We start from the raw sequence: 16081 nt of genomic DNA on the forward strand, positions 1-16081 counted from the left end.
CACTACGCGGCAACCGCTTCTCGTTTGGCGTTCCAGGCGCGCACAAACGCGCCGCACTTGGCCCGGACGCGGGCAACCTCGGCGTGATCGGCAGGATCCAAGTTGCGGCGCTCTTCAAAGAGTCGCCCCGCCTCAGCTCGAAGCTCAGCCAGACGCGCCACGTCGGGCTGTGGCTTGGCTTCTTCCTGGTAAATCTGGCTGTAATAGATCGACCTCGCGTGCGTGATCGCTTCGCGCGCGCACTCGTAGTCTATCGCCTCTTCCTGTGTCCATTGGGGCTGATTGTTCATTTGAGGCGGCTCCGGTTCAAATGCAATTGACGCCGAATCATACCATGCTGCATCCGAAATGTCAAGCCCTGCCGACCAGGAAAAGCCACGCCCCTCCATTGCGCTCCAGAGGGCTATTGACAATGACCGCGCCTTGGGGCATAATTAGGCCTCATGACCAAGCCGGCTGAAGCAACTACGCAAAACGCGCTTGCATCGCTTGCGCATAAATACATCTGGTGGGAATCGCCAGAGGATGCGCTGCGTTTTCCGATGCGCGTCATTGCCCAAGTAATGGACTTGGGCACGCACGAGGATTCGCTGATTCTTGTCGATCTGGTTGGTGAGGATGCCTTGCGCGAAGTGCTGCTGAAGGCGCAAGCTGGCTGGTTCAATACCCGATCCTGGCACTATTGGCACTACCGGCTGGGCTTGTGCGAGCCGAGCGAGGTGCCGCCGCTGCCGCAGCGAAGGTTTGAGTGATGGGGCGCACATTCATTCCAAAACTGGATGTGCTGCCGCCAGAGCAGCAACGCATCTGGCCGCAACTCTCGAACGCTCCCAAGCTCGGGTTCACGCTGTACGGTGGAACTGCAATAGCCCTGCGTCTTGGGCATCGTGAGTCGATAGACTTCGATTTCTTCACCAATAAACCGATTGATCGTGATGTCATCAGGGCGGCATTCCCCTTTGCATCAGAATCCACCTCTTTGCAGGATGAGGGAAACACTTGGGTTTTTGTAACCCAACCCCAAGCCAGGGACTCCAAAGGGGTAAAGATATCGTTTTTCGGCACGATAGGATTGGGCCGCGTGGGCATACCTGAGCGCACAGCAGACAATGTGCTGCTGGTGGCGTCCCTTGATGATCTCATGGCAACCAAGCTGAAAGTGATATTGCAGCGCGCCGAGGCGAAGGACTATCGTGATATTGCCGCAATGCTCGCTGCGGGTGTAAGCCTTGAGCGCGGACTTTCATCCGCAAGCAAAATGTACGGCCCAAACTTCCAACCCGGAACCAGTTTGCGCGCCATGACGTATTTTGACGATGGCAATTTGAGCACACTATCCCAAAGCGAGCGCAACACCCTGATACATGCCGCATCAAATATCCGCACGTTGCCCGAAGTGGCAATACTATCGAAATCGCTGACAATCAATGAATGAATCACAGAAAACTGCCCCTTTGTTCCGAGGTATAATCCGAGGCCACGGGTTTTTGGTCAATCCTCAACCCAACCCATTGATTTAAAAAGACCTTTCAATTTTCCGGGCAAATCCCGCTCTCTCCGCCACCAACCATGCAAACCACCCGCGTCTTGCACCGCCAATTGCAGCACTTGCCGCCGCGCGCGGTGAGTGGTTCGGGGGCGTGGCTCACCGACGAGCACGGTCGGCGCTACCTTGACGCCTGTGGTGGCGCGGCCGTTTCCTGCCTGGGGCATGGGCACCCCGAGGTGCTGCGCGCGATGCATCGGCAGATCGACTGCCTTGCCTACGCCCACACCAGTTTTTTCACCACCGAAGTGGCCGAGCAGTTGGCCGACCACTTGGTTGCCAACGCCCCTGCCGGCATGAGCCACGCCTACTTCGTCAGCGGCGGCTCGGAAGCGGTGGAGGCCGCGCTCAAGCTGGCGCGGCAGTATTTCGTCGAGATCGGGCAACCGCAGCGGCGCCACTTCATTGCCCGGCGCCAGAGCTACCACGGCAACACCCTGGGCGCCTTGGCGGTGGGTGGCAATGCCTGGCGCCGGGCCCAATTCGAGCCGCTGCTGATCCAGGTCGAGCACGTCTCGCCCTGTTACCCCTACCGCGACTGCGCGCCCGATGAGTCGCCCGAGCAGTACGGCCAGCGCCTGCTGCGCGAACTGGAGGCCGCGATCGAGCGCTTGGGCGGCGCAAATGTGATCGCTTTCGTGGCCGAGACCGTGGGCGGCGCCACGGCGGGCGTGCTCACCCCGGTGCCGGGTTACTTCAAGGGGGTGCGCCAACTGTGTGACCAGCATGGCATTTTGCTCATCCTCGACGAGGTGATGTGCGGCATGGGCCGCACCGGCACCCTGCACGCCTGCGAGCAAGAAGGCGTGGCACCCGATCTGCTCACCCTAGCCAAGGGGCTGGGCGGTGGCTACCAGCCCATCGGGGCCGTGCTGGCCCAGGGGCACCTCGTGTCCGCCCTGGCCGAAGGCAGCGGGCTGTTCCAGCACGGCCACACCTATCTGGGGCACGCGGTGGCGTGCGCAGCGGCGCTGGCGGTGCAGCGGGTGATCGAGCGCGACCAGCTGCTGCCTGTCGTGCGTCAGCGCGGCCTGCAGTTGCAGCAGCGGCTGCACGAGGCATTTGCCGACCACCCCCACGTCGGCGACATCCGCGGCCGCGGTCTGTTCTGGGGCTTGGAGCTGGTGCGCGAGCGCGCCAGCAAACGATGCTTTGGCCCGGCACTGCGCCTGCATGCGCGCCTCAAACGGGCGGCCATGGCACAGGGCTTGATGGTCTATCCGATGGGCGGCACGGTCGATGGCCGCACCGGTGATCACATTCTGTTGGCGCCACCGTTCATCGTCAGCGAAGACGAAACCGCGCTGATCGTGGAGCGGCTGCGTGCGGCGCTCGATGCGGCCCTGCTTGAAATTTTGTAGCCCGGTCTTGCAATTTTTTCCTTCTGCCCCAGGAAAACCATGGTACTCCATGTGGCCGAACCGTGTTACAAACTGCAACCCGCTGGTCACAAACCGGCATCTTGCGCCGCCCATCGCAGGCGGCACATTTTCAACGACACTGGAAGCTCCACCCATGAGAACCACCCTGAAGCAAATCTTGTTCGGCCTATCCGTCGCCGCGCTCACCGCCGTGGCCTTGGCGTCCGCCCCGATAGCCAGCGCGCAAACGCCGCAGCGTTTCATGACCATCGGCACCGGCGGCCTCACCGGCGTTTACTACCCGGTGGGTGGGGCGATTTGCCGCCTGATCAACCAGGACCGCGCGCGCCACGGCATCCGCTGCACGGTGGAATCGACCGGCGGTTCGGTGGCCAACATCAACACCATTCGCGCCGGCGACCTCGATTTCGGCATCGCCCAGTCCGACTGGAACCACCACGCCTTCCACGGCACCAGCACCTTCCAGCAAGCAGGCCCCTTCCGTGAGCTGCGCTCGGTGTTTTCGATCCATCCCGAGCCCTTTACCGTGCTGGCGCGCGCCGACGCCAACGTGCGCAATTTCAGCGATCTGCGTGGCCGCCGCGTCAACGTCGGCAACCCGGGTTCCGGGCACCGCGCTTCCATGGACAAGCTGCTCGCCGCCATGGGCTGGACCACGGCCGACTTCCGCCTCGCTTCCGAGCTGCGCCCCGACGAGCACGGCGCGGCCCTGTGCGACAACCGCATCGACGCCTTCTTCTTCGGGGTTGGCCACCCGAGTGCCAACATCCTCGACCCGGTGACCACCTGCGGCGCACGGCTGGTCAACATCACCGGCCCGGCGGTCGATCGTCTGATCGCTGAAAACCCATTCTATGCCCGCGCCACCATCCCCGCTGGCATGTACCGCGGCAACGACCAACCCACCCAGACCTACGGCGTGGTCGCCACCCTGGTGACTTCGGCCAGTGCGTCGGAAGAATCGGTGTATCTGCTGGTGCGCTCGGTGTTTGAGAACTTCGACGCCTTCCGCCGCCTGCACCCGGCGCTGGCCAACCTGAGCCACGAAACCATGATCCGCGACGGCCTGGCCGCACCGCTGCACCCCGGTGCCGCGCGCTATTTCCGTGAGCGCGGCTGGATCCGCTGATCTGCAGCTTCAGCACCCCCCAGGGCATACTCGTCCTTGCGCCCAATGTCGGCTAGGCTGGCATTGGGCGTTTCTTGTTGCCTTGCCGTCCTGGCCGTTTTTTGCATCAGGTGCCTTTAGATGAGCGCAACCCACCTATCCGACCAGCCCCCGGTCGATGTCCACAAACTGGTCGAAGAGACCGACACCGGGGGGCGCAAACCCGGCCCAGCGATCGCCAAGTTGTTGCTGATCGTGGCCGTGAGCTGGTCATTGTTTCAGCTCTGGATCGCTTCGCCCCTGCCCTTTGCCTTGGGCATTTTCATTTTCGATCACACCGAAAGCCGTTCCATCCACCTGGCTTTTGCGGTGTTTCTGGCCTTCATGCTGTTTCCAGCGCGCAAACGCTCGCCCCGCGACCGCGTGCCCTTGCTCGACTGGGTGTTCGCCTTGGTGGGGGCGTTCTGTGCCGGCTATCTGTATCTGTTTTATCGTGAACTGTCGGCGCGCCCCGGGCTGCCCACGACCTTCGATGTGTATGTTGCGGTGATTGGTTGCACACTGCTGCTGGAGGCCACCCGGCGCGTGCTGGGTTTGCCGATGGTGATCGTCGCGCTGGTGTTTTTGTTCTACACCTTTGCCGGCCCCATCATGCCCGACCTGATGGCGCACCAGGGGGCTTCGATCAACCGTGCCGTGTCGCATTTCTGGCTCACTACCGAAGGCGTGTACGGCATTGCCTTGGGGGTGTCGAGTGGCTTTATTTTCCTGTTCGTGCTGTTTGGCTCGCTCCTGGCCAAAGCCGGCGCCGGCAATTACTTCATCAAAAGCGCTTTTGCCCTGCTGGGCCACATGCGCGGCGGCCCAGCCAAAGCGGCCGTGGTTTCATCGGCCGCCACCGGGGTGATTTCCGGCTCATCGATTGCCAATGTGGTCACCACCGGCACCTTCACCATCCCGCTGATGAAACGCGTGGGTTACCGCCCCGACAAGGCCGGTGCGGTCGAGGTGTCGGCCTCGGTCAACGGCCAGATCATGCCGCCGGTGATGGGCGCAGCAGCCTTCCTGATGGTCGAATACGTGGGCATTCCCTACATCGAGGTGATCAAGCACGCCCTGCTGCCGGCCCTCATCTCGTACATCGCGCTGTTCTACATCGTGCACCTGGAGGCCGTCAAAGCCCATATGCAGGGCTTGCCGCGCCGCCACGCCTCCACTTTTGCCCAGCGCATGTTGTCGGTGTTGACGACGGTCACGGGCTTCATCGTGCTCGCCGGCCTCACCTACTACGGCATCGGCTTCATACGCAGCACAATGGGTGCAGCGGCGCTGCCGGTGATCCTGCTGGGGTTGCTGGCCGCCTATGTGGGCCTGCTGTGGCTGAGCTCCAGGTTGCCCGAACTGGAACTGGACGATCCCAATTCCCCCTTGTTCGAGCTGCCCGAAACCGGTCCGACCGTCAAGTCCGGGCTGCATTATCTGCTGGCGGTGGTGGTGCTGATCTGGTGCCTGATGGTCGAGCAACTCTCGCCTGCGCTGTCGGCCTTTTGGGCCACGGCATTCCTGATCTTTCTGATCCTGACGCAAAAACCCCTGCTCGGCCTGATGCGCGGCGACCGGCGCGTCTGGGCCAATTTTCGCTTTGCGGTGCAAGACCTCGTCGACGGACTGGCCCTGGGGGCGCAGAGCATGGTCGGCATCGGTCTGGCGACGGCGGCGGCCGGGATCGTGGTCGGAACGGTCTCGCTCACCGGCGTCGGGCAGGTCATGACCGAACTGGTGGAAATCCTGTCAGGCGGCAATTTGACGCTGATGCTGGTGCTGGTGGCCCTGATTTGCCTGGTGCTGGGCATGGGTTTGCCGACCACCGCCAATTACATCGTGGTCGCCACCTTGATGGCACCGGTGATCGTTGAACTCGGGGCGCAGCAGGGCTTGATCGTGCCGCTGATTGCGGTGCACATGTTCGTGTTCTATTTTGGCCTGATGGCCGACGTGACGCCACCCGTGGGATTGGCCTCGATAGCCGCTTCGGCGATTGCACGCAGCGACCCGATCCAAACCGGCGTGACCGCATTTGCCTACAGCATGCGCACCGCGATTTTGCCGTTCCTGTTCATCTTCAACACCCAATTGCTGTTGATCGGATTGACCGGGCCTTTGGATCTGGTGCTGACCGTGGTGTCGGCCACGGTGGCGATGCTGATTTTTGCCGCCGCCACGCAGGGGCACTTTTTTGCCCGCAACCGCTGGTACGAGGCCGTGGCCTTGTTGCTGATCTGCTTTACCCTGTTTCGCCCCAATTTTTGGATGGACATGGTGGCACCGCCCTTTACCTCCTTGAGCGGCCAAGAAATGGTGCAAGCGCTGGAAACGGCTCCGGCGAATGCCAACAAGCGACTCTCGGTCGAAGGCATGAACCTTGAAGGCGATGAAATCAGCAAGGGGGTTTTGCTGCCGCTCGGCCCTGCCGGCGACGCCGCCCAGCGCCTGCGCCACGCCGGCATCACGGCCATGTTCGACGGCCAAGGGTACATGGTCATGGCGGTGCAGTTCCGCAGCGTGGCCGAGCGCCAGGGCATCGAGTCGGGCTTTCGCATCACCGGGCTCGACGTGCCCAACGAACGGCCTGAACCCGAGTGGTTTTTCATCCCTGCTGTGGCCCTGTTGGGGCTGATCATTGGCTTGCAGTGGCGGCGCAATGGCCGCCTCAAATCGGCACCGGCGACGGTGACAGCGGCTTGAACCCAGCGCCCACTGTGCTCGCCGCGCCTGCGCCCGGGCCGCGCATCGCCCTGATCCACGCGCTGGAGCAGTCGGTGGCGCCGATAGCGCAGGCTTTCGAGCGCCACTGGCCCGCGGCGCAACGCATGAATCTGCTCGACGACAGCCTGGCCAGCGATGTGGCGCGCACTGGACTCGACACCGCGATGCACACGCGCTTCGAGCGCCTGGCTGCCTACGCCGAGTTCAGTGGCGCGCAAGCGATCTTGTACACCTGTTCGGCCTTTGGCCCGTGCATCGAGGGCGTGGCGACGCGCCGGCCCCACCTGCCCGTGCTCAAGCCCTATCAAGCCATGGTCGCGCAGGCTCTGGGCCTGGGGGGGCGAATCGGTTTGATCGCTTCGTTTGCGCCCACCCTCGAGGCGATGCCGGCCGAGTTTGGGCCCAACGCCGACGTGTGGACGGCCTGCGTGCCGCACGCCCTGCAGGCGCTGCAGCGCCAAGACGCGGCCGCCCACGACGCCAGCGTGCTCGAAGCCGCGCTGCAACTGCAGTCGCAGGGCTGCACGCTGATCGCGCTGGCGCAGTTCAGCATGGCGCGCGCGGCACCTTTGCTGCGGCAGCGGTTGACGCTCCCGGTCCTGACTGCGCCCGCATGTGCCGTGCGCTGCCTGCGCCAGCGCCTGGCTCCTGAAGCCGCGCCCGCGCAGCCGCCGCACGCTTGAGCCGCCGCGCTCAAGCCGTTACAATTTTTCCGTTTACAGGGGGGACACCCAACCATGTTTGAAGCCATCGCGTTGGCCGCCCTCGGCCTGGGGGTCGTCAGCGTCCTGCTGTTGCTCATTTTGCTGCTGCGCAAAAATCGGGTCGAATGGCCCGCCGACCTGACGGTTCGGCTGGGTTTGATGGAGCAGTCGCTGCAAGCGCTGTCTCTGTCGGGTGCACGCAACGAAGCCGGCAACGAGCGCACCCAAGCCCAGTTGCGCGAGTTCACGGCCCAGGCCATGCAGTCGCACGAGGCGCTGCGCCACCTCCTCGATGACAAACTCGAAAAAACGGTGGAGGAGTCGCGCAAGGGCCGCGCCGAGCTCACCACGGCCTTTGGCACCCTCGAGGCCAAGCTGGAGCAGCGCCTCGGGGGCTTCGAGGCCGCGATGTCGAGCCGCGTCGATGCCCTGGCCTTGGCCACCAGCAGCACCCTGGAGGCCCTGAAAAAAGACGTGGTGGGCCAGCTGGGCGTGATGTCGGGCGCGCTCAAAGACCAGCTCGACGGCAACGGCAATCAGATTCGCAACCAGTTCTCCACCTTGCAGGACGCCGTGGCGCAGCAGCTGCAGGGCCTGGTGCAGGGCAGCCAGCAAAACTCGGAGCAGTTGCGCACGGCGCTCAACGAACGCCTGGCGGCGATCCAGGCCGACAACACCCACAAGCTCGAGGAAATGCGCCGCACCGTGGATGAAAAGCTCCACGCCACGCTCGAGCAACGGCTGGGCGACTCCTTCAAGCTGGTCAGCGAGCGCCTCGAGCAGGTGCACACCGGCCTGGGTGAAATGAAGACCCTCGCCGGCAGCGTGGGCGACCTCAAGCGCGTCATGACCAACGTGCGCACCCGCGGCACCTGGGGCGAAGTGCAGCTCGGCGCCATCATCGAGAGCTTGCTCACGGCCGAACAGTACGCCCAAAACGTCAAGACGGTGCCCGGCAGCAACGAGCTGGTCGAGTTCGCCATCAAGATGCCCGGCAAGGGCGCCGACGACACGGTCTGGCTGCCGATCGACTCCAAATACCCTGTGGAGCATTACCAGCGCCTGATGGACGCCCACGAGCTGGCCGACAAAGACGCCATCCTCAAGGCGTCCACCGCGTTTGAATCCTCGCTGCGCCTCGAAGCCAAAAAAATCCAGGACAAATACCTGAACCCGCCGCACACCACCGACTTCGCCATCCTTTTCTTGCCCACCGAGGGGTTGTTCGCCGAGGTCTGCCGCATCCCGGGCATGGTCGAGGCGCTGCAGAACCAGTGCCGCATCGTCGTTGCCGGCCCGACCACCCTGGCGGCCATGCTCAACAGCCTGCGCCTGGGTTTTCGTACGCTGGCAATCGAGCAGCGTTCGTCCGAGGTCTGGCACATCCTGTCCGGCGTCAAGACCGAGTTCAAGAAGTTCGGCGAGATCGTCGACGCCACCCACAAGTCGATCGACAACGCGGCCAAGAAATTCAGTGAAATCGGCACCCGCACCCGCGCCATCGAACGCAAGTTGCGCGCCGTAGAGGCATTGCCCGCCAACGCGCCCACCGGCCTGGAAGCCAGCGACCTGCTGGCGCTCGAGGACGAGCCGTCGAATTGAAAACGGCTGCGCTTCCAAGGGCTTGGGGAAGCGGGGAGCCCATGTCGGCCCGAGCCCCTGTGGGTGGCGCTACACTCGCTGCCACTGCAGCCGCGCCACCGAGCGCGCGCGGTGCGCACCGCACATGGCCGATCCCAACCCCTCCCCTCCCCTTGCACCCGAGCCTGCGTGGCGCCGGGCGCTGGCGCGCTGGCAGCATTGGCTGCATCCCAGCCACTCCAGCACCGGCCCGCAAAAGCGGCGCCTGAACCTGGCGCTGCAAGGCGGTGGTGCCCACGGCGCCTACACTTGGGGTGTGCTCGACGCCTTGCTCGAACACGAGGCGCTGGAGTTCGAGGGCCTCAGCGGCAGCAGCGCTGGAGCGGTCAACGCCGTGCTGCTGGCCGACGGCTGGGTGCGCGCTGGCCGTGCCGGTGCGCGCGCTGCCCTGACTCAGTTCTGGGGCGAACTCGGCCAGCACCTGCCTGCCAGCCTGGTGCGCAGCAAGGGCGAGACGGTGCGCCTGGCGCCCGCTGGGCGTTTGCTGGCGCATTGGGCGGCACAGTTCACGCCGGCGCAGCTCAATCCCTTCGACCTCAACCCGCTGCGCGATTTGCTCGAGCGCCAGATCGATTTTGAGCGCTTGCGCCGCGACTGCCCGTTCAAGCTCTTCATTGGCGCGACCCAGGTCAACACCGGGCGCTTGCGCCTGTTCAGGGAGCACGAGATCAGCGCCGAGGTGCTGCTGGCCTCAGCCTGTCTGCCCAAAATCCACCACACTGTCCGCATCGACGGCGAACCCTACTGGGATGGCGGCTACAGCGCCAATCCCGCCATCGCGCCCCTGGTTTACGACTGCGCCACGCCCGACGCGCTGCTGGTGCTGCTCGCCCCCTTGCGCCGCAGCCAGACCCCGCGCAGCCTGGCCGAAATCGAAACGCGCCTGGTCGAACTGGGCTTTGGCACCCACTTCATGAACGAGATGCGCCATTTCGCCCAAGCCGTGCGCCACGCGCGCACGCTGCATGGCGCCACGCCGGGGCAACAGCGGCTGCTGCAGCAGCGCTTTCACCTCATCGGCGGTGAAGAACTCGACAGCCTGGCGCACAGCGAGAGCAAACTGATCCCGCACACGCCGTTTTTGCAGCACCTGCACCTACAGGGCCGCGCGCACGCCCAAGCTTGGTTGCGCGACAGCGCCGCGCTGGTCGGGCTGCGCTCGAGCATAGACTGGTGCGCCGTGTTCGAATGAATCCGCGCCCGCCTGCGCAGCCTTGTCACAGCCCAGCAACCACCGCCCTACTGCACCATGCTCGACCCTCGCCTGCCACTCGCCAGCCCCATCGTCCCCACCGAAGCGCCACTGGCCCACGTGCCGGGGAGCATCATTTTCTGGTGGGCCTTTTTTGCCCTCGGTGTGGTGGCGTTTGCGGCTGGCATGTGGGGCATGGTTTGGCGCCGCGTGCGCCGGCGCCGCTTGCGCGCCGATCTGGCGCAGTGGCCCGCCAGCGGCGATCGCGCCACCCAAGCGCGGTTTTTGTTCGAACTGGTGCGTCGCCACCGCCTCAAGCCCCCCGCCGCCTGGATGGAGGCCCTGGCTCAGGCCGGCGACCCGCAGTTCGTGAACCCAGACCCCACCCAGCCCGATCCGCTGCTGGCCTTGCGCGACGCCATCGAGGACATGGAATACGCCGACTGAGCGCTGGCACTAGGCCGACAACGAAGCGGCCCCCGCCCGAACGGCGTTGCGGCCGGCTTTTTTGGCGCGGTATAGGTTGAGGTCGGCCTCGCGCAGCAAATCGTCGGCGCTGTGCATCAGGTCCAGGCGCGCAGTGCCCACGCCGATGCTCACCGTCACCGCTGGCCAAGGTGCGCCGCTGGCACTGGGTTGGGTTTCCTGGTGCACGCGCTGGCGCAATTGTTCGGCCATGTGCTGGGCCCCGTATTCGTCGGTATCGGGCAGCAGGCAGACAAATTCCTCGCCCCCGTAACGCGCCACGAGGTCGGTCGGGCGCTGCAAGCCGCTGGCCAGCGCCGTCGCCACGCGGCGCAGGCAATCGTCGCCGCTTTGGTGGCCGTGGCTGTCGTTGAAGCGCTTGAAGTGGTCGACGTCGATCAGCAGCGTGCTCAGTGGTGCGCCGCTGCGCTGGATGCGCGCCCACTCGATGGCCAACCGTTCGTCGAAGTGGCGCCGGTTGGCGATGCCGGTCAGGCCGTCGAGAAACACCCAACGACGCAGCAAATCGCCTTGGCGCTTGAGCGTGACGTGGGTTTTGACACGCGCACGCACCACCTTGGTATTGAAGGGCTTGGCGATGAAATCGATCGCTCCCACGTCGAGCCCATGCGCCTCGGTGTCGGGGTCGGCGTTGGCGGTGAGAAAGATCACCGGGATGTCGCGCGTGAGCTCGTCGGCCTTGAGGCGCTGGCAGACCTCGAAGCCGTCAAGCTCTGGCATGACGACGTCGAGCAATATCAGGTCGGGCTGCTGCTGGCGTGCGATCTCGAGCGCCTTGTTGCCATCGGTGGCCGCAAACACCTGGTGGTCGGCGGCAAAGACGCGGTAGAGCAACTGCACGTTGACGGGCTGATCATCGACCACCAGCAGGCGCGGCCGGCGCTCGAGTGCGCCCCCAAACGGGGTTTCGGCTGGAGAGGTTTGAGCAGTTTCCATCAGGGGGGATTCTCATTCAGGCAGGCGTCGCACAACCGCAGGGCAGCAGAAAAATCCAGGCCCTGCACAGCCTGCAGCAGCGCTGGCAAGCGCTCGCCCAGGTCGCTGGCGTGCTGCGTGGCCAGCTGCTGCGCCCAATCCAGCGCCTGCATGTCGAAGGCCAGCAAACAGCTGCGCAAGCTCTGCAAGGTTGCATGCAGCGTCTGGCCACTCGGCACTCCCTCGGCGTGCGGTTCCTCGGGCTTGGGCTCGCTGGGGGACGGCGGCGGCAGCAGCGCCAAAAAATCCTGCAATGCGGCCGCGGCGGCCTGCAGCGCATCCAGCATGGCCAGCAGGCTGGGCGCACCCTGTTGGCGCAGCAGGTCATCGTCGGTCGATGCGCCGCCCAAGCGGCCACAGCCAGCAAAATCCGCCTCGGCGCGTGCCGCCGCTTGCGCCAAGGCTTGCGCCCCCACCGTGGCCGCCAAGCCCTTGAGCGTGTGCAGTTCACGCGCCACCGCCTCCTGCGCCGGTGGACGCTCTGGCCCGAGCCAGGCGCGCACGCGGTCGGCGTAGCCAGGCAGCGCAGACGCCACTTCCTGCGCCACTTGCCGATACAAATGGGGCTGGCGACCCATGCGCGCCAGCGCCGCTTCAAAGTCCAGCACCGGGGCGCTGGCGTCGCGTGGCGGCACTGGCGCCGCCTCGCTGGCCTGAACCGCGGCCAAGGCCTCGAGACCGGCCCAGCGGCGCAGCTTGGCCACCAACCGGTCGAGCTCGAAGGGTTTGCCGATGTGGTCCACCATGCCGGCCTGCAGGCACGCTTGGCGGTCGCTCTCCATGGCGTTGGCGGTCATGGCGATGATCGGTGGGCAGAATGAGCCCAAGCCCTCGCGCAACCGGCGGCTGGCCGTGAGGCCGTCCATTTCGGGCATCTGCAGGTCCATCAGCACGACATCAAAATCGGCTGGTCTGGGAGGCACTGGTGCCTGGTCGTGGGCATCAAAACCCAGCAGCTGCAAGGCAGCGCGGCCGTGGTCGGCCAAGGCCACCGTGGCGCCCTCGCCTTGCAACAGTTCGAGCGCAATCTGTTGGTTGATGCGGTTGTCATCGACCACCAGCAGGCGCAGACCAGGCAGGCGCAGCGCAGGTGCCTGGCTGGCTGGGGCGGTGGCAGGCTGGGGGGCGTGCTCGGGCTGCAGCAGCACCTGCTCGAGCGCCCGGCGCAGCATCGGAGCCGTGACGGGCTTGACCAACTGCACGGCACGACCCGCATCGGCTGCGGTGCCTGCTCCGTTTGCCCCGGCCCCGGCACCCAACAGGTCGCGGCCGTGTGCCGTGAGCCAGATCAGATTCGGGCACAGAGCCGCTGGCACGCACTGGCGCAGGCGCTCGAGCGGCGCCAGATCGGAGGGCTCAAAAAACCGCCCGTCCACCAGCGCCACATCAAAGCCCGCAGGCTGGTCTGGGCGGCGCGACTCGGCCGGCTGGAGCAGTTCATGCAAGGCTTGCAGCGATTCCGCATCGGAACCCAAGGCCACGCAGTCGCAACCCAAGGCGCTGAGCAGGCGCTGCAGCAAGGCGCGCGCGGACTCGTGGCCGTGCAGCAGCAGCACGTGCGCACGCGGCAGCGGTGCAAGTGCCTGGGCCAAGCCAGCGGGCTCGTCGGGCAGGTCGAATTGCAGCGTGAAACTGAACACGCTGCCGCGGCCGGGCACGCTCAGCAGCTGGATGTCGCTGCCCATCAGGCGCAGCAAATGGCGGCTGATCGGCAGCCCCAACCCGGTGCCACCGAAGCGGCGCGTGGTGGAACCTTCGGCCTGGGTGAAGCCGCTGAAGATTTTTTCCTGGTGCTCGGTGGCGATGCCGATGCCGGTGTCGCGCACCGTGAGCTCGAGCTCCACTTGCTGCGCCGTTTGGCGCAGCAGCTCGATCTTGAGCAACACCTCGCCCTGGGCCGTGAACTTGATGGCGTTGGAAATCAGATTCAGCAGCACCTGGTGCAGGCGCAGGTCGTCGCCCACCAGTCGATCGGGCACCCGCGCATCGACGTCGAACAACAGCTCCAGCGGCTTGCTCCCCAGGTTGACGGACAGCAGGGTCGAGAGGTTTTGCAGCAGCTCGTCCAGGGAGAACGGTCGCGGATCGAGCACCATGCGCCCGGCTTCGATTTTGGAAAAATCCAGAATGTCGTTGATCAGCCCGAGCAAGGCGCGGCTGGCCCCTTCGGCCTTGAGGGCGTAGTCGGCCTGACGCGGGTTGAGGCCGGTTTTCTTGAGCAGCGCCAGCATGCCCAAGACGGCGTTCATGGGGGTGCGAATCTCGTGGCTCATGTTGGCCAGAAACTGGCTCTTGGCAGCGCTGTTGGCCTCGGCCATTTCCTTGGCTTGGGTCAGGGCCGCGCGCTGCGCCTGGCGCTGGGCCTCGCGCTCGGTGATGTCTTGGATGGCCCCGATCACTTGCAGCACCTGTTTGGCCTGTAGCTGCGGCTCCCCCACCAGGTGCACCCGGCGCGGCTGGCCGCTGGCGGTGTACAGATCGAGCTCCAAGTCGATCGGCCGCGCTTCTTCGAAGGCCTGCTGCAAGGCGGCCTCAAATTGCCCCCGCCCCGGCTGCGGGTAGTACGCTAGCGCCTGCTCGAGCGTGGTCTGCTGGCCATAGGGCAGGCCGTGGATGTGAAAGGTGTGCGCCGTCCATTCCAGCCGCATGCGCTCGCGGTGCACCATCCAGCCGCCCACGCCGCCGATGCGCCCGGCGTTGTCGAGGAAGGCGCGGCTGGCCAGCAACTGCGCCTCCTTGCGCCGCAAGTCGGTGACGTCTTGCATGATGCCCACCATGCGGCTGCGCTCGTGGCCTTCGGTTTCGATCACCAGCCCGGCGGATTTGAGGTGGCGGATTTCACCGCCAGGCCAGCAGACGCGGAATTCGGCCTCGTAATGCTTGCCCCAGTGCAGCACGTCGAGCAGCAGGGCGTGGGTGTGCAGCAGATCGGCTGGATGCACGCGCGCGCGCCACAGGCGGCGCAACTCATCCGAAGGCAAGTCTTGCTCGATGGCGAAATGCTCGCGCATCTGCCGGTTCCAGACCACCGCCCCGGTCGCGATGTCGATCTCCCACACCCCGATGTGGGCGCTGCGTGCCGCCAGGCGGAAGCGCTCGTTGGCGTGCTGCAACTCGGTCTCGACCAGCTTGGCCGTCGTCACGTCGGTGTGGGTGCCGGCCATCCAGATCGGGCGTCCGTCCGGGCTGCTGCTGATGACCTTGCCGCGCGAGTGCACCCAAACCCAATGCCCGAGGCGGTGGCGCAGCCGGAATTCGGACTCGAAAAAAGGAATTTCCCCGTTCAGGTGGGCCTCGATCTGCTGCATGGTGCGCGTCAGATCGCTGGCTTCGACGCGCTCGCTCCACCAGGCCACCGTCAGGGGTTCCAGCTCCTGCCCCTCATGGCCGATCATCGCCGCCCAGTTGCGGTTGATCTGCAATTGGCCGGTCTCCACGTTCCAGCGCCAGGTGCCGACCTGGGTGCCCTCGATCACCCCGACCAACTCTTCGCGCTCGAGCATCAGTTGCTGTTCGACGCCCTTGCGCCGGCTGATGTCGAGCAAGATGCCGGCAATCAGCGCCGCGCGGCCGTCCGGGTGGCGGCGCTGCACGCTGCTGCGGCTCAGCACCCAGACCCAATGCCCCTGGGTGTGGCGCAAGCGAAACTCGACCTCGCTCAGTGGCTGCGAGCCCGTCAGTTGCAGCTGATGCGCTTGGCGCACGCGCGGGCGGTCGTCGGGGTGCATGCGCGCGTACAGCAACTCGGACGCGCCCTGCAGGCTGCTGGGGGCATCGCCCAGCATGGCCGCAAACTGCTCATCGACCGTGAACAGCGCTTCATCGACTTGATAGGTCCAGGTACCGGCCCCGGTGCCGCTCAAAATCAGGTGCAGCCGCTCGCTTTGTTCGCGCAGGCGCGCAGCCGCATGTTTGCGCTCGGTGATGTCTTGCTGCAGCGAAATGAAGCCCTCGAGGCGGCCCGAGTCGTCGCGCACGGGCTGGATTTCCAGCGCCACCCAGTAGTGGCCACCGTCTTTGCGGCGATTCAGCAGTTCGCCCTTGAACGGCGCCTCGTCGCGCAACGCCTGCCTGAGTTGCGCCAGCACCTGCGGGTCGGTTTGTGCAGACTGCAACAGGCGGCCCGGGCTCTGGCCCCGGATCTCGGGCAGGGTGTAGCCCGAAATGCACTCGAAGCCTTGGTTCACCCAATCGATGCGGCCGCGCGCGTCGGTGACCACCACCGCCGTGTCGGTGTGCGTGGCCAGCATGAACAGGGCGTTCATCGGGTGCCCGGTGTCG

General features: G+C 65.3%; 12 protein-coding genes. 9 read left to right on the forward strand and 3 right to left on the reverse strand.

Going from position 1 to position 16081, the window contains the following annotated elements; translation table 11 throughout:
• Window positions 1-2 precede the first annotated feature (2 nt).
• Window positions 3-290 (reverse strand): hypothetical protein, encoded by a 288-nt coding sequence (locus AAAZ40_RS07925; RefSeq protein WP_476659852.1) that lies wholly within the window; start codon window positions 288-290, stop codon window positions 3-5.
• Window positions 291-443: 153 nt separating this feature from the next.
• Here AAAZ40_RS07925 and AAAZ40_RS07930 point away from each other — a divergent pair, with 153 nt between their 5' ends.
• The 9 genes from AAAZ40_RS07930 to AAAZ40_RS07970 all read left to right on the forward strand — a co-directional run bounded on the left by AAAZ40_RS07930 (window position 444) and on the right by AAAZ40_RS07970 (window position 10786).
• Window positions 444-752 (forward strand): hypothetical protein, encoded by a 309-nt coding sequence (locus tag AAAZ40_RS07930; RefSeq protein WP_476659853.1) that lies wholly within the window; start codon window positions 444-446, stop codon window positions 750-752.
• A complete protein-coding gene (locus tag AAAZ40_RS07935) occupies window positions 752-1435 on the forward strand; it encodes a nucleotidyl transferase AbiEii/AbiGii toxin family protein (protein WP_476659854.1) in 684 nt (227 codons plus the stop codon). The genes AAAZ40_RS07930 and AAAZ40_RS07935 overlap by 1 nt, the downstream gene beginning before the upstream one ends.
• A gap of 134 nt (window positions 1436-1569) precedes the next feature.
• Entirely contained in the window at window positions 1570-2907 is a 1338-nt protein-coding gene (locus AAAZ40_RS07940) for an aspartate aminotransferase family protein (RefSeq protein WP_476659855.1), read from the forward strand.
• 154 nt (window positions 2908-3061) lie between these two features.
• Window positions 3062-4057 carry a TAXI family TRAP transporter solute-binding subunit gene (locus tag AAAZ40_RS07945; protein ID WP_476659856.1) on the forward strand — a complete coding sequence of 332 codons (996 nt, stop codon included), beginning with the start codon at window positions 3062-3064 and terminating at the stop codon, window positions 4055-4057.
• 120 nt (window positions 4058-4177) lie between these two features.
• Window positions 4178-6781: a TRAP transporter permease gene (locus tag AAAZ40_RS07950; protein ID WP_476659857.1), complete on the forward strand. Its 2604-nt coding sequence runs from the start codon at window positions 4178-4180 to the stop codon at window positions 6779-6781.
• Entirely contained in the window at window positions 6778-7485 is a 708-nt protein-coding gene (locus tag AAAZ40_RS07955; protein WP_476659858.1) for an arylsulfatase, read from the forward strand. The genes AAAZ40_RS07950 and AAAZ40_RS07955 overlap by 4 nt, the downstream gene beginning before the upstream one ends.
• 54 nt (window positions 7486-7539) lie before the next feature.
• Complete coding sequence (locus AAAZ40_RS07960) at window positions 7540-9108, forward strand: DNA recombination protein RmuC (RefSeq protein ID WP_476659859.1); 1569 nt, start codon at window positions 7540-7542, stop codon at window positions 9106-9108.
• 124 nt (window positions 9109-9232) lie between these two features.
• Window positions 9233-10339 (forward strand): patatin-like phospholipase family protein, encoded by a 1107-nt coding sequence (locus AAAZ40_RS07965; protein ID WP_476659860.1) that lies wholly within the window; start codon window positions 9233-9235, stop codon window positions 10337-10339.
• 57 nt (window positions 10340-10396) lie between these two features.
• Window positions 10397-10786 carry a hypothetical protein gene (locus AAAZ40_RS07970; RefSeq protein WP_476659861.1) on the forward strand — a complete coding sequence of 130 codons (390 nt, stop codon included), beginning with the start codon at window positions 10397-10399 and terminating at the stop codon, window positions 10784-10786.
• A 9-nt stretch (window positions 10787-10795) separates the two neighbouring features.
• Here AAAZ40_RS07970 and AAAZ40_RS07975 read toward each other — a convergent pair whose 3' ends face one another.
• The gene (locus tag AAAZ40_RS07975; protein ID WP_476659862.1) at window positions 10796-11761 is read right to left on the reverse strand and encodes a diguanylate cyclase domain-containing protein; all 966 of its coding nucleotides are present in this window, start codon (window positions 11759-11761) and stop codon (window positions 10796-10798) included.
• Window positions 11761-16065, reverse strand: a complete 4305-nt coding sequence (locus tag AAAZ40_RS07980; RefSeq protein ID WP_476659863.1) for a PAS domain-containing protein — start codon at window positions 16063-16065, stop codon at window positions 11761-11763. The genes AAAZ40_RS07975 and AAAZ40_RS07980 overlap by 1 nt, the downstream gene beginning before the upstream one ends.
• Between the last annotated feature and the right edge of the window lie 16 nt (window positions 16066-16081).

It is taken from the genome of Serpentinimonas sp. SMBJO2 (assembly GCF_056341105.1).

Bases quoted from the DNA above. Each gene is read 5' to 3' on its own strand.
- AAAZ40_RS07935 (WP_476659854.1), top strand. From the start codon at position 752: ATGGGGCGCACATTCATTCCAAAACTGGATGTGCTGCCGCCAGAGCAG.
- AAAZ40_RS07930 (WP_476659853.1), top strand. From the start codon at position 444: ATGACCAAGCCGGCTGAAGCAACTACGCAAAACGCGCTTGCATCGCTT.
- AAAZ40_RS07925 (WP_476659852.1), bottom strand. From the start codon at position 290: ATGAACAATCAGCCCCAATGGACACAGGAAGAGGCGATAGACTACGAG.
- AAAZ40_RS07945 (WP_476659856.1), top strand. From the start codon at position 3,062: ATGAGAACCACCCTGAAGCAAATCTTGTTCGGCCTATCCGTCGCCGCG.
- AAAZ40_RS07980 (WP_476659863.1), bottom strand. From the start codon at position 16,065: ATGAACGCCCTGTTCATGCTGGCCACGCACACCGACACGGCGGTGGTG.
- AAAZ40_RS07965 (WP_476659860.1), top strand. From the start codon at position 9,233: ATGGCCGATCCCAACCCCTCCCCTCCCCTTGCACCCGAGCCTGCGTGG.
- AAAZ40_RS07940 (WP_476659855.1), top strand. From the start codon at position 1,570: ATGCAAACCACCCGCGTCTTGCACCGCCAATTGCAGCACTTGCCGCCG.
- AAAZ40_RS07950 (WP_476659857.1), top strand. From the start codon at position 4,178: ATGAGCGCAACCCACCTATCCGACCAGCCCCCGGTCGATGTCCACAAA.
- AAAZ40_RS07960 (WP_476659859.1), top strand. From the start codon at position 7,540: ATGTTTGAAGCCATCGCGTTGGCCGCCCTCGGCCTGGGGGTCGTCAGC.
- AAAZ40_RS07970 (WP_476659861.1), top strand. From the start codon at position 10,397: ATGCTCGACCCTCGCCTGCCACTCGCCAGCCCCATCGTCCCCACCGAA.
- AAAZ40_RS07975 (WP_476659862.1), bottom strand. From the start codon at position 11,761: ATGGAAACTGCTCAAACCTCTCCAGCCGAAACCCCGTTTGGGGGCGCA.